This is a genomic window from Ruegeria sp. BE1 (genome assembly GCF_056538885.1).
This window is the reverse complement of the sequence record NZ_JBQFTY010000001.1, coordinates 1,017,620-1,036,165: the sequence shown is the minus strand read 5'-3', so window position 1 is coordinate 1,036,165 and position 18,546 is coordinate 1,017,620. Positions and strand designations below refer to the sequence as shown.

Genomic DNA, 18,546 nt, shown 5'->3' with positions numbered 1-18,546 from the left:
AGCCGGATCACTTTGACATCATGTTTTCTTGATCTGCACCCAGATGCTCTGCGCCCGACCGTTCCTGAGAAACGGCAAAGCATCCATCGCATCTGGGCGATCCTGTTGCAGGAAATATCCCGGCCAAAGCATTGTAAACGCGCCGGATTGCAACAAAGCGTGGAGCATATACTGCTCCCCCCAGCCCGGGCAGTCATAGAAGAACCGCTTGGGATATTCGTAGGGTAAAAAAACATCGTGCACATGGATCACGACACCGGGTTTCAGCGCGGGTATGATCCGGCAGAACAGATGGGCGACGTCATTGCTCATCCGTACAACATGGCTGGAATCGATGAACAGAACGTCGCCGGCCTCAAGCTGATCGAACAGCGCGGGGTCGACCTCTTCCAGCCGTTTTTGCTCGAAGTGATCCACCACATGCGCGATGTCTGCGCGCGGATATGGGTCAATCGCGGTGATCTGCGTGTCCAACCCGCCATCTATGATCGCCTGCCGCGTCACGCGGGTGGAATTGCCGCAACCGACCTCGATCACGCGTTTCGGTTTGAACCGGCGGATCATCAGATACAGCGCATCCGCGTCGGGGCTGTCGTAGTAACCATTCCCGATTCTGTAACCCGTCTGGTTGCGCGCAGGGTCTTTCAGCGCGGCCAATGCGTCAGCATATTCTGTATATTCAGCCACCAAGGGCGCAATATCGAACCCCTCCATCCCCGGTGACAGGGCATAAGCCGGACGGGTCAGCCCGCCTGCCCGTTCGAACGCCTCAAGACGGGCGCGCTCGTCCTGTTCCGGGGCCTTGTCGATCAGCTTTACCCCCAGCTCGTCCAGGGCCTCATTGATCTTGGGGAATTTTCTGGGTTTCACGGGCGGCTCCACTGTCATCTGACCCGTTCCTTACCGCTGCTCGCCCGACCTCTGCAAGCGGTGCCGCGTCAAACGCTTGGCAAAACGCCATTTTCCGTATTCACTGGTCGGAATAAAGCATTTCGGGTTTAACTTGAGACGCGAATACCCTGCCACGCCTGCGGCGTTCTCGGGACATTCGTGTCACAGAGTGATTCAGGTAAAACCCGAAACGCTCTAGGTAAACGAGGGCCGCCATGCAGCAAGATTTTACGCTGGGCATCGAAGAGGAATATCTGCTGGTCGATCGCGACAGCCTGCAACTTGCCGAAGCCCCAGCCGCGCTGATGGACGCCTGCCAGGCCGATTTCGAGGGTCAGGTCAGCCCGGAATTCCTGCAATGCCAGATTGAGGTCGGCACCCGCCCCCATACAACCATCAAATCCGCCCGCGAGGACCTGAAGCGCCTGCGATCCTGCGTAGCCGAACGCGCAGCCGAGTATAATCTGGCCCCGATCGCCGTATCCTGTCACCCGTTTGCCGATTGGAAGAAGCAGCACCACACCCGCAAAGACCGCTATGACGCCTTGCAACACGCATTGGGCGGGGTTGCCCGACGGATGCTGATTTGCGGCATGCATGTTCATGTCGGGGTTCAGGACCCTGCCCTGCGCGCCGATCTGATGCCTCAGCTGTCTTACTTCCTGCCGCACCTGCTGGCGCTGTCCACCTCCTCGCCCTATTGGAACGGAGAGGATACGGGCCTGTCCTCATACCGTCTGACCGTATTTGACAACCTGCCGCGCACCGGATTGCCGCCCGTTTTGGCCAGCTGGGCGGATTATGAGCGAACGACAGGTATTCTGGTGGAACTCGGCGTGATCGAGGACACGACGAAAATCTGGTGGGATTTGCGGCCGTCGCACCGATTTCCAACGCTGGAAACCCGGATCATGGATGTGCAGCCCCGGCTTGAGCATGCCTTGTCTTTGGCCGCCTTGGTGCAGGCACTGACCCGGATGCTGTGTCGGCTGAAGGATCGCAACCTGCGCTGGCGGCACTATGACCAGTTCCTGATCGGCGAAAACCGTTGGCGGGCACAGCGCTATGGCGTGGGTGAAGGTCTGATCGATTTCGGCGACCGTTCGATCAAACCAATGCCCGAGCTGATGGGCGAACTGATGGGCATGCTGGCCGAAGATGCCGAAGCGCTGGGCACCATGACCGAACTTGCGCGCCTTTTGCAGATTGCCCAAACCGGCACCTCTGCCACCCGCCAACGCCGTATCTATGCCGAAGCCGTCGCCAAGCACGAGGATCCCGGCAAAGCCGTTGTGCAGCACCTGATCGACGAATTTCACCACGATCTGTGACCAGACAGCGCAATTGCTGGCCGTGCAAAATTTCTGTAAGAATTCGGAAATAAACAGTCGTTCAATTCATTCGGCAGCGTGGGAGGCAAGCCTTGGATTTTGCACTGACAGAAGAGCAAACCGCGATCTTCGACATGGCCTATGATTTCGGCCAGGACAACATCGCCCCACATGCCCGCCAATGGGAATCGGATGGAACCATCCCAAAAGAGCTATGGCCCCAAGTCGGAGAGCTGGGCTTTGGCGCCCTTTATGTCTCAGAAGATGGCGGCGGGTCTGGCCTGTCGCGTCTGGACGCCACCCTGGTGTTTGAGGCATTGTCGATGGCCTGCCCCTCGGTCGCGGCGTTTCTGTCGATCCACAACATGTGCGCCAAGATGCTGGACAGCTTTGCCAGCGAGGACCTGAAGTCGCGCATCATGCCCGACATACTCAGCCTGAACACCGTGCTCAGCTATTGCCTGACGGAACCCGGATCAGGCTCGGACGCGGCCGCTCTGAAAACCCGCGCCGACCGCACCAACGAGGGTTATACGCTGAACGGCACCAAGGCGTTTATCTCGGGCGGAGGCTATTCTGATGCCTATGTATGTATGGTGCGCACCGGGCAGGATGGCCCCAAGGGTATCTCGACGGTCTATGTCGAGGACGGCACCCCCGGCCTGTCCTTTGGCGCGCTGGAACAGAAAATGGGATGGAAAAGCCAGCCTACGGCGCAGGTTCAGTTCGACGATTGCCATATCCCCGCAGGCAACCTTGTGGGCACCGAAGGCGACGGGTTCAAATATGCCATGATGGGTCTGGATGGCGGGCGGCTGAACATCGCCTCATGCTCGCTGGGCGCGGCGCAGGCCGGGCTGAACATGACGCTGCAATACATGTCCGAACGCAAGGCTTTCGGCCAATCCATCGACCAGTTCCAGGCGCTGCAATTCCGGCTGGCCGATATGGAGATCGAACTGCAAGCTGCCCGTACCTTTCTGCGGCAGGCCGCGTGGAAGCTGGATCAGGGCGCGCCCGATGCCACCAAATTCTGCGCCATGGCCAAGAAATTCGTGACCGAGACCGGCTCGAAGGTTGTGGACCAGTGCCTGCAACTGCATGGTGGCTACGGCTATCTTGCCGATTACGGGATCGAAAAGCTGGTCCGCGATCTGCGGGTGCACCAGATTCTGGAAGGCACCAATGAAATCATGCGGGTCATCGTCGCCCGCCAACTGCTTGCCGAACGCTGAGGGGCATATGCCTGACATCGACATCCGCATCACGGGCCGCGCCGGGCGCATCACCCTGACCCGCCCCAAGGCGCTGAATGCGCTGACCTATGACATGTGCATGTCCATCGACACCGCGCTGCGCAACTGGCGCGAGGATGACACGGTAGATGTGATCATTCTGGATGCCGAGGGCGACAAAGCCTTTTGCGCCGGGGGTGATATTGCGGACCTTTACGCCTCGGGCATCAAAGGTGACTACGCCTATGGTCGCACCTTCTGGCGGGACGAGTACCGCCTGAACGCGCTGATCTTTGAATACCCCAAGCCGATCATCAGTTTCCTGCAGGGCTTCACCATGGGTGGCGGCGTTGGCATCGGCTGTCACGGCAGCCACCGGATCGTCGGCGAAAGCTCAAAAATTGCGCTGCCTGAATGCTCAATCGGTTTGATTCCAGATGTGGGTAGCACGCTGATGCTGGCGCTGGCGCCGGGGCGGTTGGGCGAATATCTGGGCACCACGGGCCATCGCATGGGGCCCGCGGACGCCATCTTTGCGGGCTTCGCCGATCACTACATTCCGCTTGCAGACTGGCCTGATCTGATTGAACTGCTTGAGGCCTCAGGCGACCCCGAGATTTTGCAAAAGCACGCCTGCCCGCCTGCTGATGGTGATCTGGAACGGATGCAGGCTGACATCGACGCCTGCTTTGATGGGGAAACTCTGGCGGACATCCTGAACAACCTGTCCCATTCCGACCGCGCCATCGCGACAGAAGCCCGCAAGCTCATGGCCCGCAACGCGCCGCTTTCGATGGCCTGCACGGTTGAGGCCCTCCACCGTCTGCGCGGACCCAGCCTGACCCAGCGCAAAGCGTTGGAAATGGAGTATCGCTATACATTCCGCGCCATGGAGCATGGCGATTTTCTGGAAGGCATCCGCGCCCAGATCATCGACAAGGACAGAAACCCACAGTGGAAATATGCCGATCAGCCTGTTCCCTGCGTTGCAGTGTCCAAAATGTTGCAGCCATTGGGCAAAGACATGCTGACTTTTGAGGAGACGTAAGAGATGAAAATCGGATTTATCGGCCTGGGCAACATGGGCAACCCTATGGCTGCCAATCTGGCCAAGGCCGGGCATGAGGTCGCCGGCTTTGACATGGCGGATGTCGACGTCGCAGGCGTCAGCATGGCCAGTTCCGGGGCCGAGGCCGCTGCGGGGGCCGAGATCGTCATCACCATGCTTCCGAATGGGCAGATCCTGCGTGCGGTCGCGGATGAGATCGTCCCGGCGATTCAATCCGGTTCCGTCTGGATCGATTGCTCGACCGTGGACGTGGACAGCGCGCGCGCCGTCGCGGATCAGGCGGGCAAGGCCGGAATTCTGGCTGTCGACGCGCCTGTGTCCGGCGGCATTGGCGGTGCAGCCGCCGGGACGCTGACTTTCATGGCCGGCGGCAGCGCTGATGCCTTTGCCAAAGCTGAGCCTCTGTTCGACATCATGGGCCAAAAAGCCGTGCATTGCGGCGACTCCGGCGCAGGTCAGGCGGCGAAAATCTGCAACAACATGATTTTGGGCGTCACCATGATCGCAACCTGCGAAGCGTTTGCCCTCGCCGACAAGCTGGGATTGGACCGGCAAAAGATGTTCGATGTCGTCAGCACGTCCTCGGGCTATAGCTGGACCATGAATGCCTATTGCCCAGCCCCGGGCGTTGGCCCAAGCAGCCCGGCCGATAACGATTACCAACCCGGATTCGCCGCGGAACTGATGATGAAAGACCTGCGCCTCAGCCAGCAAGCCGCCGAAAGCGCGGATGCGGATACGCCAATGGGGCAGATCGCAACCGCGCTCTATGAACAGTTTGTCGAATCCGAGAACGGGCTAGGCAAAGACTTCAGTGCAATGCTGCCCCGGTTCGAAAAACGGGGACGGGGTTAAAGTCCCCCGATCCTCTGTTCATCTGTCCAAAAATATCCCGGAGCGCGAGGCAGAGCCTCGCAAAATTCGAACTGATAACACTCACTCAGCTGCTACCCGAGCGCTGTCCAGCATCGGTTTCAGATACCGCCCAGTGTGGCTGCGCTCGACCGCGGCCACATCCTCGGGGGTGCCGGTTGCGACAATCTCACCGCCTCCGTCACCGCCTTCGGGGCCGATGTCGATAATGTGGTCTGCAGTCTTCACCACGTCCAGATTGTGCTCGATCACCACGACGGTGTTACCCTGATCAACCAGTTCATGCAGTACTTCCAACAGCTTGCGCACATCTTCGAAATGCAGACCCGTTGTCGGCTCGTCCAGAATATACAGTGTCCGCCCGGTTGAGCGTTTGGAAAGCTCCTTGGACAGCTTCACCCGCTGCGCTTCACCGCCGGACAGGGTCGTCGCCTGCTGACCGACTTTGATATAGCCCAGCCCAACCCGCGCCAAAGCATCCATCTTGTCCCGGATCGAGGGCACGGCCTTGAAGAAGTCCTGCGCGTCTTCCACTGTCATATCAAGGACATCAGCGATGGACTTGCCCTTGAATTTGATCTCAAGCGTTTCGCGGTTGTAGCGCGCGCCTTTGCAGGTTTCGCAGGTCACATAGACGTCGGGCAGAAAGTGCATCTCGATCTTGATGACACCGTCGCCCTGACAGGCCTCGCACCGACCACCCTTGACGTTAAAGCTGAACCGCCCCGGCTTATAACCGCGTGCCTTGGCCTCGGGCAGACCGGCGAACCAGTCGCGAATCGGGGTGAAGGCCCCGGTGTAAGTTGCTGGATTCGAACGCGGAGTCCGCCCGATCGGACGTTGGTCAATGTCGATGACCTTGTCCAGATGCTCCAACCCTTTGATCGTTTCACAAGGCGCGGGCGTTTGACGCGCGCCGTTCAAGCGCATTGAGGCGGTCTTGAACAGTGTCTCGATCGTAAGCGTCGACTTCCCGCCGCCGGACACGCCAGTCACACAGACAAACTTGCCCAGCGGAAACTCGGCCGTGACGTTTTTGAGGTTGTTGCCCGTCGCCTTGACGACCTTGACCTTCTTCTTGTTGCCCTTACGCCGGGTGGTCGGAACCGCAATCTCTCGCGTGCCTGAAAGGTATTGTCCGGTCATCGAGGCCGCGTCCGCCGCGATCTCAGCCGGTGTGCCCTCGCTGACGACCTGCCCGCCATGCACACCAGCACCGGGGCCGATGTCGAATACGTAGTCCGCCTCGCGGATCGCTTCTTCGTCATGTTCGACCACGATCACCGTATTGCCCTGATCGCGCAGGTTCTTGAGCGTGCCGAGCAACCGGTCATTGTCGCGCTGATGCAAGCCGATAGAAGGCTCGTCAAGAACATACAGAACGCCTGTCAGGCCCGAGCCGATCTGGCTGGCCAGACGGATACGCTGACTCTCACCGCCCGAGAGCGTGCCGCTTGAACGTGACAGCGTAAGATATTCCAAACCCACATTATTCAGGAAACCCAAACGCTCGCGAATCTCTTTCAAAATCGCCCGCGCGATTTCGTTTTTCTGCACGCTCAGATGGTTCGGGGCGTCCTCGACCCAGGCCAAAGCCTCGCGGATCGACATCTGAACCACCTGCCCCACATGCAGACCCGCAATCTTGACTGCCAGCGCCTCGGGACGCAGGCGATAGCCCTCGCAGGCCCCGCAAGGACGGTTGTTCTGATAACGTTCAAATTCCTCGCGAATCCACGCGCTGTCGGTTTCGCGATAGCGGCGTTCCATATTGGGAATCACGCCTTCAAAGCTGCGTGTAACCTGATACACCCGCCCGCCTTCGTCATAGCGGAACTGGATTTCCTCATCCCCGGACCCGCGCAAAAACACCTGCTGCACCTTCGCAGGCAGGTCTTTCCAGGGCGTATTCTTGTCGAACTCGTAGTGGCGCGCGATGGCCTCGATGGTTTGCAGGAAATACGGGGACTTGCCCTTGCGCCAGGGCGCTAAGGCCCCGTCATAGAGTTTCAGTGTCTGGTCCGGCACCACGAGACGTTCGTCAAAGAACAGCTCAACCCCCAAACCGTCGCAATCCGGGCAGGCCCCGAAGGGCGCGTTGAACGAAAACAGGCGGGGTTCGATTTCAGGAATCGTGAAGCCACTGACCGGACAGGCAAAATTTTCGCTGAAGGTAATCCGCTCCGGGTCACCCTCTTTCGGGGCGGTTTCCAGAATCGCAATGCCATCCGCCAGATCCAAAGCGGTGCGCAGACTGTCGGCCAGCCGCGTCTCCATCCCTTCGCGCACGACAAGGCGATCAACAACCACGTCGATGTCGTGGCGGAACTTCTTGTCCAGCGTGGGCGGCGTGTCGAGTTCATAAAACTCACCATCCACCTTCACGCGCTGAAAACCCTGTTTGCGCAGTTCGAGGAATTCTTTTTTGTATTCCCCTTTCCGGTCCCGCACGATGGGGGCCAGAAGATAGCCGCGCGTGCCCTCCTCCATCGTCATGATGCGGTCGACCATGTCCTGCACCTGCTGGGCCTCAATCGGCTGGCCTGTGGCGGGGCTGTAAGGCGTTCCTGCGCGGGCAAACAAAAGGCGCAGGTAGTCGTAAATCTCAGTCACCGTACCAACGGTCGAGCGCGGGTTTTTCGACGTGGTTTTCTGTTCAATCGAAATCGCCGGGGACAGGCCGCTGATGTGATCGACATCCGGCTTTTCCATCATATCCAGAAACTGCCGCGCATAGGCCGACAGGCTTTCGACATAGCGCCGCTGCCCTTCGGCATAGATCGTGTCAAACGCCAAAGACGACTTACCCGACCCGGACAGACCGGTGATCACCACCAGCTGATCCCGCGGGATGTCTACATCGATGCCCTTGAGGTTATGTTCACGCGCGCCGCGCACCTCGATATTCTTCAGCTCAGCCATTTTGGCCCCCAACACACAAGTGTCCTAGAAATAGGCGAGCGGCACCGAGTCTCCAACAGAAAAGTTAGAACAAAGTGTGAACTGAAGGATTATTGCCGACATCTCCTGACACGGGATTATCGATCCGGCGCGCTGAGCCGACCATTAGATAGTTTTTTGCCTTTTGAAGAATGAAATGGCGCGGTTGACGGGGCTCGAACCCGCGACCCCCGGCGTGACAGGCCGGTACTCTAACCAACTGAGCTACAACCGCGCATCTATTTCACGGCCTTTGTCCTGGACCAAGGATGGCAGCGATGGCGCGGTTGACGGGGCTCGAACCCGCGACCCCCGGCGTGACAGGCCGGTACTCTAACCAACTGAGCTACAACCGCCCGCTGCCCGTTCGTTGCTGAACGTTGGGGTGTATTATGGCCACGCCCCGACATCGTCAAGCGGCGTTTTGAAGTTTTTTCGTCGAACGGTGATTTTGTTTCCAGACCGCTCAACGCCTAACGATTTGCGGATGTGGCCAGATGTCAGCGCTTTCGTTTCCATAACACCCCATTTCAAACCTGGATCGGATGCCTCAGAGCGGGATCCGAATCCGGGCACCGGCACCTCCGACAAGGACACGTAAAAAGTGTATGGCGCGAAACAAGCCCATACATAACCGCCCTTTAATTCCAGGCTATGTACACCGCGTTTCGATCACGTTTATTGGGTCGCCATTTTTCAGCCACAATGCGTGTGCAACAGGTTACACGAGGCGCCAAAACAACAGAAAAACACTCTATGGGCTTGCATCTCCTGGTTTCGAATTGAAAGTGGGATCAGAAAACATCCGTGGGTTTTTCGCGGGAAAAGTAGGTAAAATCAACGCATTCGAAAATGTTGTTTCATGAGGCGTTATCGTCTGCGTTATAAGCAACGAAGGTTATAGTTATGGCTGTAGCAACAACCAATCCGGGTGGAACCCTAACCGGGCACGTCTACGTCGACGGTCTGATTTGGGGCAACTCTTGGGATGTGAACACCAATGTCGGTGGACCTGCCGGAACAATTACATATTCTTTTGGGAACAATTCCGTTAGCGCCTTCAAGAATATGTCGAATTTCGAAAAACAGGCCTTTCGCAAAGCGCTTGATCTGATCGAAACCTTCATTCCCGTTACCTTTGTCGAGGTTCCCTTCCTCACCCCCCAAGGCGCGAATTATGAAAACATCTCCTGGGGTTTGGTAGCGGACGATTTCTTTGGTTCACCGGGGGTCCTGGGCGCCCATCAGGTTCCCGGAGATAAACCCCTGCTGCAGGATGATTTTGGCATCAACACCCTGTTTGGCTTCTTCAATTACGAAACGCCCCTTTTTGCGCCTGCGGCCCTTGGCAGAGGTGGCGAAGGTTTTGCAACCATTGTTCATGAGATCCTGCATGGCCTGGGGCTGGCGCACCCTCATGACAATGGCGGTGGCTCGTCCGTTTTCCCGGGAGTGACCGGAGAGTTCGGCGACTACGGCACCGACGGTCAGAATCAGGCCATTTTCACGATCATGTCCTATAACTCGGGCTACCCTCAGGTTATGCCGCTGCCGTCCAACAACTTCGGCGGCGTCGGGGGGCCCATGGCGCTGGATATCGCGGCCCTTCAGGCGATCTATGGAACCAAGGCGCATAACACAGGCAACAATGTCTATTCGCTGAAAGGCGCCAACGCTGCCGGTACCTTCTGGCAAGCCATTTGGGACACCGGCGGCAATGATACGATTTCGGCCGCGGGACTTTGGAAAGGCGTTAAGATCAACCTGAAAGCCGCCGATCTGGAAGGGCACGACGCAGGTGGATCCCCCTCGCACGCATTCGGCGTCAGCGGCGGGTTTACGATTGCCAATGGCGTTGTCATCGAAAACGCAATCGGCGGGCACGCTGGCGATTTCCTGTATGGAAACTCCTCTGCAAACTATATCGCCGGTAATGGCGGAAACGATGTCATCTCGTCAGACGGCGGCAATGACATTGTCCGGGGCGGAAACGGCAATGACTCTCTGAACGGTGGATTGGGGAACGACGACATCTCAGGCGGCCAAGGCTGGGACAAGTTCATTGCGAAAAATGGTGACGGCAACGATCTTATTGCCGGGGGCGAAGGTACCGATACACTGGTGTTCACCGGGACGGCCGCTGCAAGCGTAAACCTTTCCATCACCACTGCGCAAAACACAGGGTATGGCAATGACACGATCTCTGGGATCGAAAACCTGTCCGGTACCGCGCAAGGCGACCAGTTCACCGGAAACGCATCTGCGAATACGTTCTATGGTTACAATGGCGACGACACTCTGAACGGTCTGGATGGGGTAGATACGCTTTACGGCGGCGGCGGCAATGACACCATCTCTGGTGGTCTCGGCTGGGACGTCATCCGCGGAGGTCTTGGAAACGATACCATCAGCGGCGACAACGGTTGGGACAATATCATTTCCGGCGACGGCGACGACAACATCTCGGGCGGCAATGGCTGGGACACAATCGACGCAGGCATCGGCAACGACCAGGTCTCGGGCGGCGATGGTTCAGACACTATTTACACTGGCGATGGCAATGACGACGTCACTGGCGGTAATGGAGCAGATACCATCTGGGCCGGCAGAGGTGCAGATACGATCTCAGGCGGTGACGGTGATGACAAGATCTACGGCCGCAGAGGCGCCGACACAGTCACCGGCGGCGAAGGGCTTGATATCATGGGCGGTGGCAACGGCACCGACACATTTGTCTTCAACGCCGTCACCGACAGTGGCGACCGCGGGAAACTGGCGGACGTCATCACTGACTTCACACAGGGTCAGGACAAAATCGACCTGAGCGCAATCGACGCCAACGCAACGCTGAGCGGTGATCAGGAATTTGTCTTCAACGGCACCTCTCCGATCAGCACATCGGATGACGGCGAAATCTACTATATCAAGCAAGACTACGCCAATTCCGCCCTTGATCAGACGATTGTCTTTATCGACACAGATGGCGACAGCGAACCAGAGATGGTCATCAAGCTAAAGGGTGCAATCGACCTGACGGCTGACGATTTCATCCTCTGACTCCCCCAAAAATCAGGCCAGCGCCCGGCAAAATGTCGGGCGCTTGTGTTTTGACTGCCCGCTTTGGTCGAAAATGGAAATCGACTCTTGCAGAACGTTCGGACTCGCTATAACAGCCGGGTCCAAGGGTGATTAGCTCAGTGGTAGAGCGCTTCGTTCACATCGAAGATGTCAGGAGTTCAAATCTCTTATCACCCACCATTCTTCCCTTTAGAGTCTTACGAAAAATAGTGCGACTGTTTCGCTGTGTATTTCTTTTTTGGGAATTCCAAAACAGCAAGAACGCATCAATATCAGCGCGTTAATCGCTGTTTTTTCAGAAGAAGCTATGAAGCACTTTGCGGCCCCCGCGCGCCAGAACGTCTGGTGCGAAAAGAAAAGGCGGGGTCGTCCCCGCCTTTTTGTTTGGTTAGTGCGCTGTGGCAGATGGGCTTGTGCTCTCGGCGGCTTTGGCCGCTGCCGCCGCAGCTTCTTCGGCCGCCTCATCCCATTCAATCGGCTCCGGTTCACGAACAAGGGCCCGTTTCAGCACCTCAGACACGTGGGTCACTGGAATGATCTCCAACCCTTCCTTCACGTTGTCAGGGATGTCCGCCAGATCCTTTTCGTTTTCTTCCGGGATCAGAACGGTCTTGATGCCACCACGCAGCGCCGCCAGCAGTTTTTCCTTCAACCCGCCGATCGGCATCGCGTTACCGCGCAAGGACACCTCACCCGTCATCGCGATGTCCTTGCGGACCGGAATGCCTGTCAGCACCGAGACGATCGACGTCACCATCGCCAACCCCGCAGACGGACCATCCTTGGGCGTTGCCCCATCCGGCACGTGGACGTGGATGTCCAACGAGTCGAATTTGGGCGGTTTTACCCCGATCTGAGGTGAGATTGACCGCACATAAGACGACGCCGCATCGATGGATTCCTTCATCACATCGCCCAGCTTACCTGTCGTCTTCATTCGCCCCTTGCCGGGCAGTTTCAGCGCCTCGATATGCAGCAGATCGCCGCCGACCGACGTATAGGCCAGACCGGTCACAACGCCGACCTGATCGTCCTGTTCGGCCAGACCATAGCGGTATTTGGGCACGCCAAGGAACTCATCCAGATTGTCAGGCGTCACCGTGACGGAGTCGGCCTCTTTCTTGATGATCTTGGTCAGCGATTTCCGGGCCACCTTGGCGATCTCACGCTCCAGATTCCGCACACCCGCCTCACGGGTATAGGTGCGGATGATGGATTGCAGCGCCTCGTCGGTCAGCTCAAACTCCTTGGCTTTCAAGCCATGGTTCTTGACCTGCTTGCTGATCAGGTGCTGTTTCGCGATTTCGCTCTTTTCTTCCTCGGTGTAACCGGCAAGCGGAATGATCTCCATCCGGTCCAGCAGAGGCCCGGGCATGTTATAGCTGTTCGACGTGGTCAGGAACATCACGTTGGATAGGTCATATTCGACCTCCAAGTAGTGGTCCATGAACGTGCTGTTCTGTTCCGGGTCCAACACTTCCAACATGGCCGAGGCCGGGTCGCCACGGAAATCCTGGCCCATCTTGTCGATTTCATCCAGCAAGATCAGCGGGTTCGTAGTTTTCGCCTTTTTCAGCGACTGGATGATCTTACCCGGCATCGACCCGATATAGGTCCGACGGTGGCCCCGGATCTCGGATTCATCACGCACACCACCCAACGAGATGCGAATGAACTCGCGCCCCGTGGCTTTGGCAACCGACTTGCCCAGCGAGGTTTTACCCACACCCGGAGGACCAACAAGGCACAGGATCGGGCCTTTCAGCTTTTTCGAACGCTGCTGAACCGCCAGATATTCAACGATCCGCTCTTTGACCTTCTCAAGCCCGTAGTGATCGGCGTCCAGAATGTCCTGCGCACGGCCCAGGTCCTTTTTGACGCGGGATTTGGTGCCCCACGGCAAGGCCAGAATCCAGTCGAGGTAGTTACGCACAACCGTGGCCTCGGCCGACATCGGCGACATGTTCTTGAGCTTTTTCAGCTCACCTTCGGCCTTTTCGCGGGCCTCTTTCGACAGCTTGGTCTCGGCGATTTTCTCTTCCAGCTCAGCAACCTCGTTGCTGCCGTCTTCGCCGTCGCCCAGCTCTTTCTGAATGGCCTTCATCTGCTCATTCAGATAGTATTCGCGCTGGGTCTTCTCCATCTGGGATTTGACGCGGGTCTTGATCTTTTTCTCGACCTGCAGAACCGACATTTCGCCCTGCATCAGGCCATAGACCTTCTCCAGCCGCTCACTGACCGACAGCGTCTCAAGCAATTCCTGCTTTTGTTCGACCTCAATGCCCAGATGGCCCGAAACCAGATCGGCCAACTTGGCGGGTTCGGTGGTCTCACCCACGGCGGTCAGCGCTTCTTCGGGGATGTTCTTGCGCACTTTGGCGTAACGCTCGAACTCATCCGCGACAGTGCGCAGCAGCGCCTCGGTCGTGGTGACGTCGCCGGGGATTTCCGTCAGGTATTCTGCACGAGCTTCGAAAAACTGATCGTTTTCAAGAAATTCCGTGATCTTCACCCGGGCTTGCCCTTCAACCAGCACCTTCACAGTGCCATCGGGCAGTTTCAGCAATTGCAGAACGTTGGCCAGAACACCAGCGTTGTAAATGCCATCAACAGCCGGGTCATCATCACCTGGGTCAATCTGGCTGGACAGCAAAATCTGCTTGTCGTCCTGCATCACTTCTTCCAGTGCACGGACGGATTTTTCCCGACCCACGAACAGCGGCACGATCATGTGTGGGAACACCACAATATCGCGCAGCGGAAGTACGGGGTATGAGGAATTAAGGGGCTCTTGCATGCTCAATCCTTATCGTTGGCAAGATGGCTCCGGTCCCTGAATAAGGCAACGCTCGGCCATCTCCTGTCTTGGACGGTAAAGGTGGGGCCTCATCGCCCTTTTTCAACCTTACCGCCATGTCTCAGGGATCAGAATGACCCGAGGTTTTCCGGACTGCAAGGCACCCGAACGACATATCCACCGATTTTGTACCGCCGGGCAATTTCCGGGCGATCAAAGTGGTTCGATATCGCCCTGCGCGCGTTGCGCATGGAACGTGGCCTGCCAAGCGCCAAACGTGCCCGCCGCAATCGCGTCGCGCATGCCCTGCATGATCTCTTGGAAGTAGTGCAGGTTGTGCCAGGTCAGCAGCATGCCCGAGATCATCTCGTTCGAGCGGAATACGTGGTGCAGGTAGGCCCGCGAATAGTTGGAACAGGCCGGACATGTGCAGTGTTCGTCCAACGGGCGCGGGTCATCAGCGTGGCGGGCGTTCTTGATGTTGACCACGCCATAGCGCGTGAAAACCTGCCCCGTGCGCCCTGAACGTGAGGGCAGAACGCAGTCCATCATGTCGATCCCGCGCGCCACAGCGCCAACGATGTCATCGGGCTTGCCCACGCCCATCAGATAGCGGGGCCTGTCGGCGGGCAGGAAATCGGGCGCATAGTCCAGGCAGCCGAACATGGCCTCCTGCCCTTCGCCCACGGCCAGACCACCCACGGCGTAGCCCTCAAAACCGATCTGTTTCAGCGCCTCGGCGCTTTCTTCGCGCAGGTCTTGTTCCAGACCACCCTGCATGATGCCGAACAGCGCATGGCCGGGGCGATCTCCGAACGCCTCACGCGAACGCTCGGCCCACCGCATCGACAGGCGCATGGATTCAGCGATCCGGTCGCGATCTGCGGGCAGCGCCGGGCATTCGTCGAAACACATCACGATGTCGGACCCCAGCAGGCGCTGAATTTCCATCGACCGCTCCGGCGTCAACTCGTGTTTTGAGCCGTCCACATGGGATTTGAAGGTCACGCCCTTTTCGGTCAGCTTGCGAAGCCCGGCCAGCGACATGACCTGAAACCCGCCCGAGTCCGTCAGGATCGGCCGTTCCCAATTCATGAACGTGTGCAACCCGCCCAGCCGGTCGATCCGCTCAGCCGTTGGGCGCAGCATCAGGTGATAGGTGTTGCCCAGCAGAATATCTGCCCCCGTCGCGCGCACGCTTTCCGGCATCATCGCCTTGACCGTCGCTGCCGTCCCCACAGGCATAAAAGCGGGCGTTCGCACCTCGCCCCGCGGCGTGTTGATCACGCCGGTTCTCGCCTTGCCGTCGGTGGCTTTCAGGTCAAAAGAAAAACGCTCGGTCATGGGATGCCTCGGGGTCGCTGAACCGGGCAGCATTTGCCCGATCTGTCCGATCTTTGCAAGCGGTCAGGGCAACGAGGCGACACGTTCCGTAAACAGTTGTACCACCCCTGCCCCGTCAACATCCTGACAGACCCGGACCGCAGGCCGCGCGGGGTCCGGGCGCGTCGCACCGATCTCGGGGCCTTCGGTCACAACGTTCAGGCCGGTTTGCACCGTGTCGAACAGGGGTTCATGGGTACAGGCGATCACTGCCGTTGAATCATGCAGGCCACAGCCTTCCAAACCGCCAATCTCTTTGTAGAATTTCAGATAAAAAAGGGAAATGTCCCGTAGAAATCCGCCCATCCCGGGGGATCGCTGCGCCAGAGCTTTAAAATCGGCAGCTTCGTAAAGCGTTTTCAAAGTCACATCTAACCCCACCAGCACCGTTTCCGGCGGAGTAGCAAAGACGATATCTGCCGCCTGCGCATCGTGATAGATATTCGCCTCGGCATGAGACGTGATATTACCGGAGCAATAAACCGCGCCACCCATGATGACCAAGCGTTTGATGTTGCGCGCGAACTCCGCATCCAGCTCCATCGCTGCTGCGATATTGGTCAATGGTCCCACGGCGCAAACCACCACCTCACTCTTGTGACGGCGCGCCATGTCGACGAGGAACTCGGCAGCAGAGAGATCATGATTGGCGCCGATCTCGGGAATATCTATGATATCGCCAAAGCCTTCGGGACCATGCACATGCTCGGACGGAGCGTGGAAATCCCGACCCATCGGTACCGAGGCGCCTTCGGCCACGGGTATCGTCAACCCCAGTTTATCCAACAAAAATCGCGCGTTGCGGCTGGATTGGTGCACATGCGTATTGCCGAACACCGTGGTCAACCCGATCAGTTCAATCTCGGGTGCTGCGGCTGCATAGGCGATGGCCATGGCATCGTCGATGCCGGGGTCTGTATCGATGATCAGTTTCATCCCAGCGCGATACCGCAAACAAGGTGGGATGCAAAGCGGTCACAATTTGAAACTTCCGCAGGAAACCGGGCATCTCAAAGATTTGCATCCGCACCAGATCGCCTCATACCAAAGTTGAAATCGGGCGACTCGATCCCCATATGTATACAATAGTACACAATAATAAGAGGACAGTTATGACAGAAGAACAGATTATTGGGCTGTTGACCTCGAACATCATCTTTGTGCTTGGGGCGGTGCTGCTGATCGTCGTCACGTTCAAAGGCATCAAGATCGTTCCACAATCCGAGAAATACGTGGTCGAACGGTTCGGCCGCCTGCACTCGGTCCTGGGGCCGGGCATTAACTTTATCGTTCCGTTTCTGGACGTTGCACGCCACAAGATATCCATTCTGGAACGTCAGTTGCCCAATGCGACACAGGACGCGATCACCAAGGACAACGTGTTGGTGCAGATCGATACCTCGGTGTTTTATCGCATTCTTGAGCCGGAAAAGACGGTGTACCGTATCCGCGACGTCGATGGCGCGATTGCGACCACCGTGGCAGGGATCGTGCGGGCCGAGATAGGTAAAATGGATCTGGATGAGGTGCAATCGAACCGCGCCCAGTTGATCACGCGCATTCAGGAAAGCGTTGAAACCGCTGTCGATGACTGGGGCATCGAAGTGACCCGGGCCGAGATTCTGGACGTGAATCTGGATCAGGCCACCCGCGATGCGATGTTGCAGCAGCTGAACGCCGAACGCGCCCGCCGGGCACAGGTGACCGAGGCCGAAGGCCAGAAACGCGCGGTCGAGCTGAACGCCGATGCCGAGCTGTATGCCGCGGAACAAACTGCCAAAGCCCGCCGCATTCAGGCCGAGGCCGAAGCCTATGCCACCGGCGTGGTCGCCAAGGCCATTCAGGACAATGGCATCGAGGCCGCGCAGTATCAGGTTGCCTTGAAGCAGGTTGAGGCGTTGAATGCTTTGGGCAATGGCACCGGCTCGCAAACCATCGTGTTGCCCGCAAATGCGCTGGAGGCCTTTGGTAACGCCTTCAATATGCTGAAAGGAGGCAAGTAATGGCTGATCCCTTCTGGCTGACCTGGTGGATTTGGTTGGCTGCCGCTCTGGCGCTTGGGATACTCGAAATCGTTTTGCCCGGTTTCATCTTTCTGGGCTTTGCGATCGGGGCGGCCATTACGGGTCTGTTGCTGGCCGTTCCGGGGATCGCGCCCTCGCTGCCTGTGCTGCTGTTGATCTTTGCAGCCTTGTCGTTGGTCGCCTGGCTGGCATTGCGGCGCATTTTCGCCCTGCCCCATGGTCAGGTGAAAACCTTTCGACACGACATCAACGAATAAGCCAACATGGCGCCCCCTGCGGGCGCCATTGCGCCTCTGGACGCTGCCGGTGGCATTCCCTATATAAATGCTCAGAAACTGACCCGAGGCCCGCATGACTCATCCGAGCGAACATCTGGAAGGCACGCCGCTGATCGCGCCTTCGTCTATCGAGCATCCCCTGTACGACTCGGTGGTCGAAGCCTGCCGGACCATTTTTGACCCCGAAATTCCTGTGAATATCTACGATCTGGGCCTGATCTACACGATTGAGATTTCTCAGGAAAACGCGGTCAAGGTGATCATGACCCTGACAGCACCGGGTTGCCCGGTCGCTGGTGAAATGCCTGGCTGGATCGTTGAGGCGATTGAACCTGTCGCCGGGGTCAAAGAGGTCGACGTGGAACTGACATGGGAACCGCCCTGGGGGATGGAGATGATGTCGGACGAAGCCCGTCTGGAGCTGGGCTTTATGTAAACCGCGCGCCACAACCCTGTGTCGCAAAAGGTTTATTTTTCTGTCACGTGCCTGTTGGAAATCCGTTACGCATCCCAATCATAGTCCCGGTGCGTCACAGCTCGCATCCCATTGAGCACGCTGTACAAACCCGAACGGTACCCTCCCCAATACCCGAGTTCGGGACACATATTGAAAATATAGACCGCTCTTGCCCGAGAGCGGTCTTTTT

At 57.8% G+C, this 18,546-nt stretch carries 13 protein-coding genes and 3 tRNA genes; 9 read left to right on the top strand and 7 right to left on the bottom strand.

What is annotated here, in order from left to right:
- Nucleotides 1-18 precede the first annotated feature (18 nt).
- Nucleotides 19-888, bottom strand: coding sequence for a class I SAM-dependent methyltransferase (locus ACR0J5_RS05125; RefSeq protein ID WP_480651041.1), 870 nt, complete (start codon nt 886-888; stop codon nt 19-21).
- 218 nt (nt 889-1,106) lie between these two features.
- Between ACR0J5_RS05125 and ACR0J5_RS05120 the strand changes: the two genes are divergently transcribed.
- From ACR0J5_RS05120 to mmsB, 4 genes are all read left to right on the top strand, one after another.
- Nucleotides 1,107-2,222: a carboxylate-amine ligase gene (locus ACR0J5_RS05120; RefSeq protein WP_480651039.1), complete on the top strand. Its 1,116-nt coding sequence runs from the start codon at nt 1,107-1,109 to the stop codon at nt 2,220-2,222.
- A 92-nt stretch (nt 2,223-2,314) separates the two neighbouring features.
- The gene (locus tag ACR0J5_RS05115; protein ID WP_480651037.1) at nt 2,315-3,457 is read left to right on the top strand and encodes an acyl-CoA dehydrogenase family protein; all 1,143 of its coding nucleotides are present in this window, start codon (nt 2,315-2,317) and stop codon (nt 3,455-3,457) included.
- Nucleotides 3,458-3,464: 7 nt separating this feature from the next.
- A complete protein-coding gene (locus tag ACR0J5_RS05110; protein WP_480651035.1) occupies nt 3,465-4,505 on the top strand; it encodes an enoyl-CoA hydratase/isomerase family protein in 1,041 nt (346 codons plus the stop codon).
- Nucleotides 4,506-4,508: 3 nt separating this feature from the next.
- Entirely contained in the window at nt 4,509-5,381 is an 873-nt protein-coding gene (mmsB, locus tag ACR0J5_RS05105; RefSeq protein WP_480651033.1) for a 3-hydroxyisobutyrate dehydrogenase, read from the top strand.
- Between the two features lie 81 nt (nt 5,382-5,462).
- Here the strand turns inward: mmsB and uvrA are convergent, their stop codons facing one another.
- The 3 genes from uvrA to ACR0J5_RS05090 form a co-directional block, all read right to left on the bottom strand.
- A complete protein-coding gene (uvrA, locus tag ACR0J5_RS05100; RefSeq protein ID WP_480651031.1) occupies nt 5,463-8,321 on the bottom strand; it encodes an excinuclease ABC subunit UvrA in 2,859 nt (952 codons plus the stop codon).
- A 176-nt stretch (nt 8,322-8,497) separates the two neighbouring features.
- Nucleotides 8,498-8,574, bottom strand: a tRNA-Asp gene (locus ACR0J5_RS05095).
- A gap of 44 nt (nt 8,575-8,618) precedes the next feature.
- Nucleotides 8,619-8,695: transfer RNA gene (locus ACR0J5_RS05090), tRNA-Asp, on the bottom strand.
- Between the two features lie 712 nt (nt 8,696-9,407).
- Here ACR0J5_RS05090 and ACR0J5_RS05085 point away from each other — a divergent pair.
- Together ACR0J5_RS05085 and ACR0J5_RS05080 are read left to right on the top strand one after the other, a co-directional pair.
- Nucleotides 9,408-11,396, top strand: coding sequence for a M10 family metallopeptidase C-terminal domain-containing protein (locus ACR0J5_RS05085; protein ID WP_480651029.1), 1,989 nt, complete (start codon nt 9,408-9,410; stop codon nt 11,394-11,396).
- Nucleotides 11,397-11,522: 126 nt separating this feature from the next.
- Nucleotides 11,523-11,597 (top strand) — tRNA-Val (locus ACR0J5_RS05080).
- 208 nt (nt 11,598-11,805) lie between these two features.
- Here the strand turns inward: ACR0J5_RS05080 and lon are convergent.
- The 3 genes from lon to ACR0J5_RS05065 form a co-directional block, all read right to left on the bottom strand.
- The gene (lon, locus tag ACR0J5_RS05075) at nt 11,806-14,214 is read right to left on the bottom strand and encodes an endopeptidase La (RefSeq protein ID WP_480651027.1); all 2,409 of its coding nucleotides are present in this window, start codon (nt 14,212-14,214) and stop codon (nt 11,806-11,808) included.
- A 213-nt stretch (nt 14,215-14,427) separates the two neighbouring features.
- The gene (tgt, locus tag ACR0J5_RS05070; protein WP_480651025.1) at nt 14,428-15,558 is read right to left on the bottom strand and encodes a tRNA guanosine(34) transglycosylase Tgt; all 1,131 of its coding nucleotides are present in this window, start codon (nt 15,556-15,558) and stop codon (nt 14,428-14,430) included.
- 63 nt (nt 15,559-15,621) lie between these two features.
- On the bottom strand, nt 15,622-16,533 hold the full coding sequence (locus tag ACR0J5_RS05065; RefSeq protein ID WP_480651023.1) for a nucleoside hydrolase: 912 nt from the start codon (nt 16,531-16,533) through the stop codon (nt 15,622-15,624).
- Between the two features lie 176 nt (nt 16,534-16,709).
- Between ACR0J5_RS05065 and ACR0J5_RS05060 the strand changes: the two genes are divergently transcribed.
- The 3 genes from ACR0J5_RS05060 to ACR0J5_RS05050 all read left to right on the top strand — a co-directional run bounded on the left by ACR0J5_RS05060 (nt 16,710) and on the right by ACR0J5_RS05050 (nt 18,335).
- A complete protein-coding gene (locus ACR0J5_RS05060; protein WP_480651021.1) occupies nt 16,710-17,600 on the top strand; it encodes an SPFH domain-containing protein in 891 nt (296 codons plus the stop codon).
- Nucleotides 17,600-17,878, top strand: a complete 279-nt coding sequence (locus ACR0J5_RS05055; protein WP_480651019.1) for an NfeD family protein — start codon at nt 17,600-17,602, stop codon at nt 17,876-17,878. The genes ACR0J5_RS05060 and ACR0J5_RS05055 overlap by 1 nt, the downstream gene beginning before the upstream one ends.
- 94 nt (nt 17,879-17,972) lie before the next feature.
- Entirely contained in the window at nt 17,973-18,335 is a 363-nt protein-coding gene (locus ACR0J5_RS05050; RefSeq protein ID WP_480651017.1) for an SUF system Fe-S cluster assembly protein, read from the top strand.
- Nucleotides 18,336-18,546 lie beyond the last annotated feature (211 nt).

Excerpts from the sequence above, each read along its gene's own strand:
- ACR0J5_RS05060 (WP_480651021.1), top strand. The coding sequence starts at position 16,710 with ATGACAGAAGAACAGATTATTGGGCTGTTGACCTCGAACATCATCTTT.
- ACR0J5_RS05120 (WP_480651039.1), top strand. The coding sequence starts at position 1,107 with ATGCAGCAAGATTTTACGCTGGGCATCGAAGAGGAATATCTGCTGGTC.
- ACR0J5_RS05050 (WP_480651017.1), top strand. The coding sequence starts at position 17,973 with ATGACTCATCCGAGCGAACATCTGGAAGGCACGCCGCTGATCGCGCCT.
- ACR0J5_RS05085 (WP_480651029.1), top strand. The coding sequence starts at position 9,408 with ATGTCGAATTTCGAAAAACAGGCCTTTCGCAAAGCGCTTGATCTGATC.
- ACR0J5_RS05110 (WP_480651035.1), top strand. The coding sequence starts at position 3,465 with ATGCCTGACATCGACATCCGCATCACGGGCCGCGCCGGGCGCATCACC.
- uvrA (WP_480651031.1), bottom strand. The coding sequence starts at position 8,321 with ATGGCTGAGCTGAAGAATATCGAGGTGCGCGGCGCGCGTGAACATAAC.
- lon (WP_480651027.1), bottom strand. The coding sequence starts at position 14,214 with ATGCAAGAGCCCCTTAATTCCTCATACCCCGTACTTCCGCTGCGCGAT.
- ACR0J5_RS05125 (WP_480651041.1), bottom strand. The coding sequence starts at position 888 with ATGACAGTGGAGCCGCCCGTGAAACCCAGAAAATTCCCCAAGATCAAT.
- tgt (WP_480651025.1), bottom strand. The coding sequence starts at position 15,558 with ATGACCGAGCGTTTTTCTTTTGACCTGAAAGCCACCGACGGCAAGGCG.
- mmsB (WP_480651033.1), top strand. The coding sequence starts at position 4,509 with ATGAAAATCGGATTTATCGGCCTGGGCAACATGGGCAACCCTATGGCT.
- ACR0J5_RS05065 (WP_480651023.1), bottom strand. The coding sequence starts at position 16,533 with ATGAAACTGATCATCGATACAGACCCCGGCATCGACGATGCCATGGCC.
- ACR0J5_RS05055 (WP_480651019.1), top strand. The coding sequence starts at position 17,600 with ATGGCTGATCCCTTCTGGCTGACCTGGTGGATTTGGTTGGCTGCCGCT.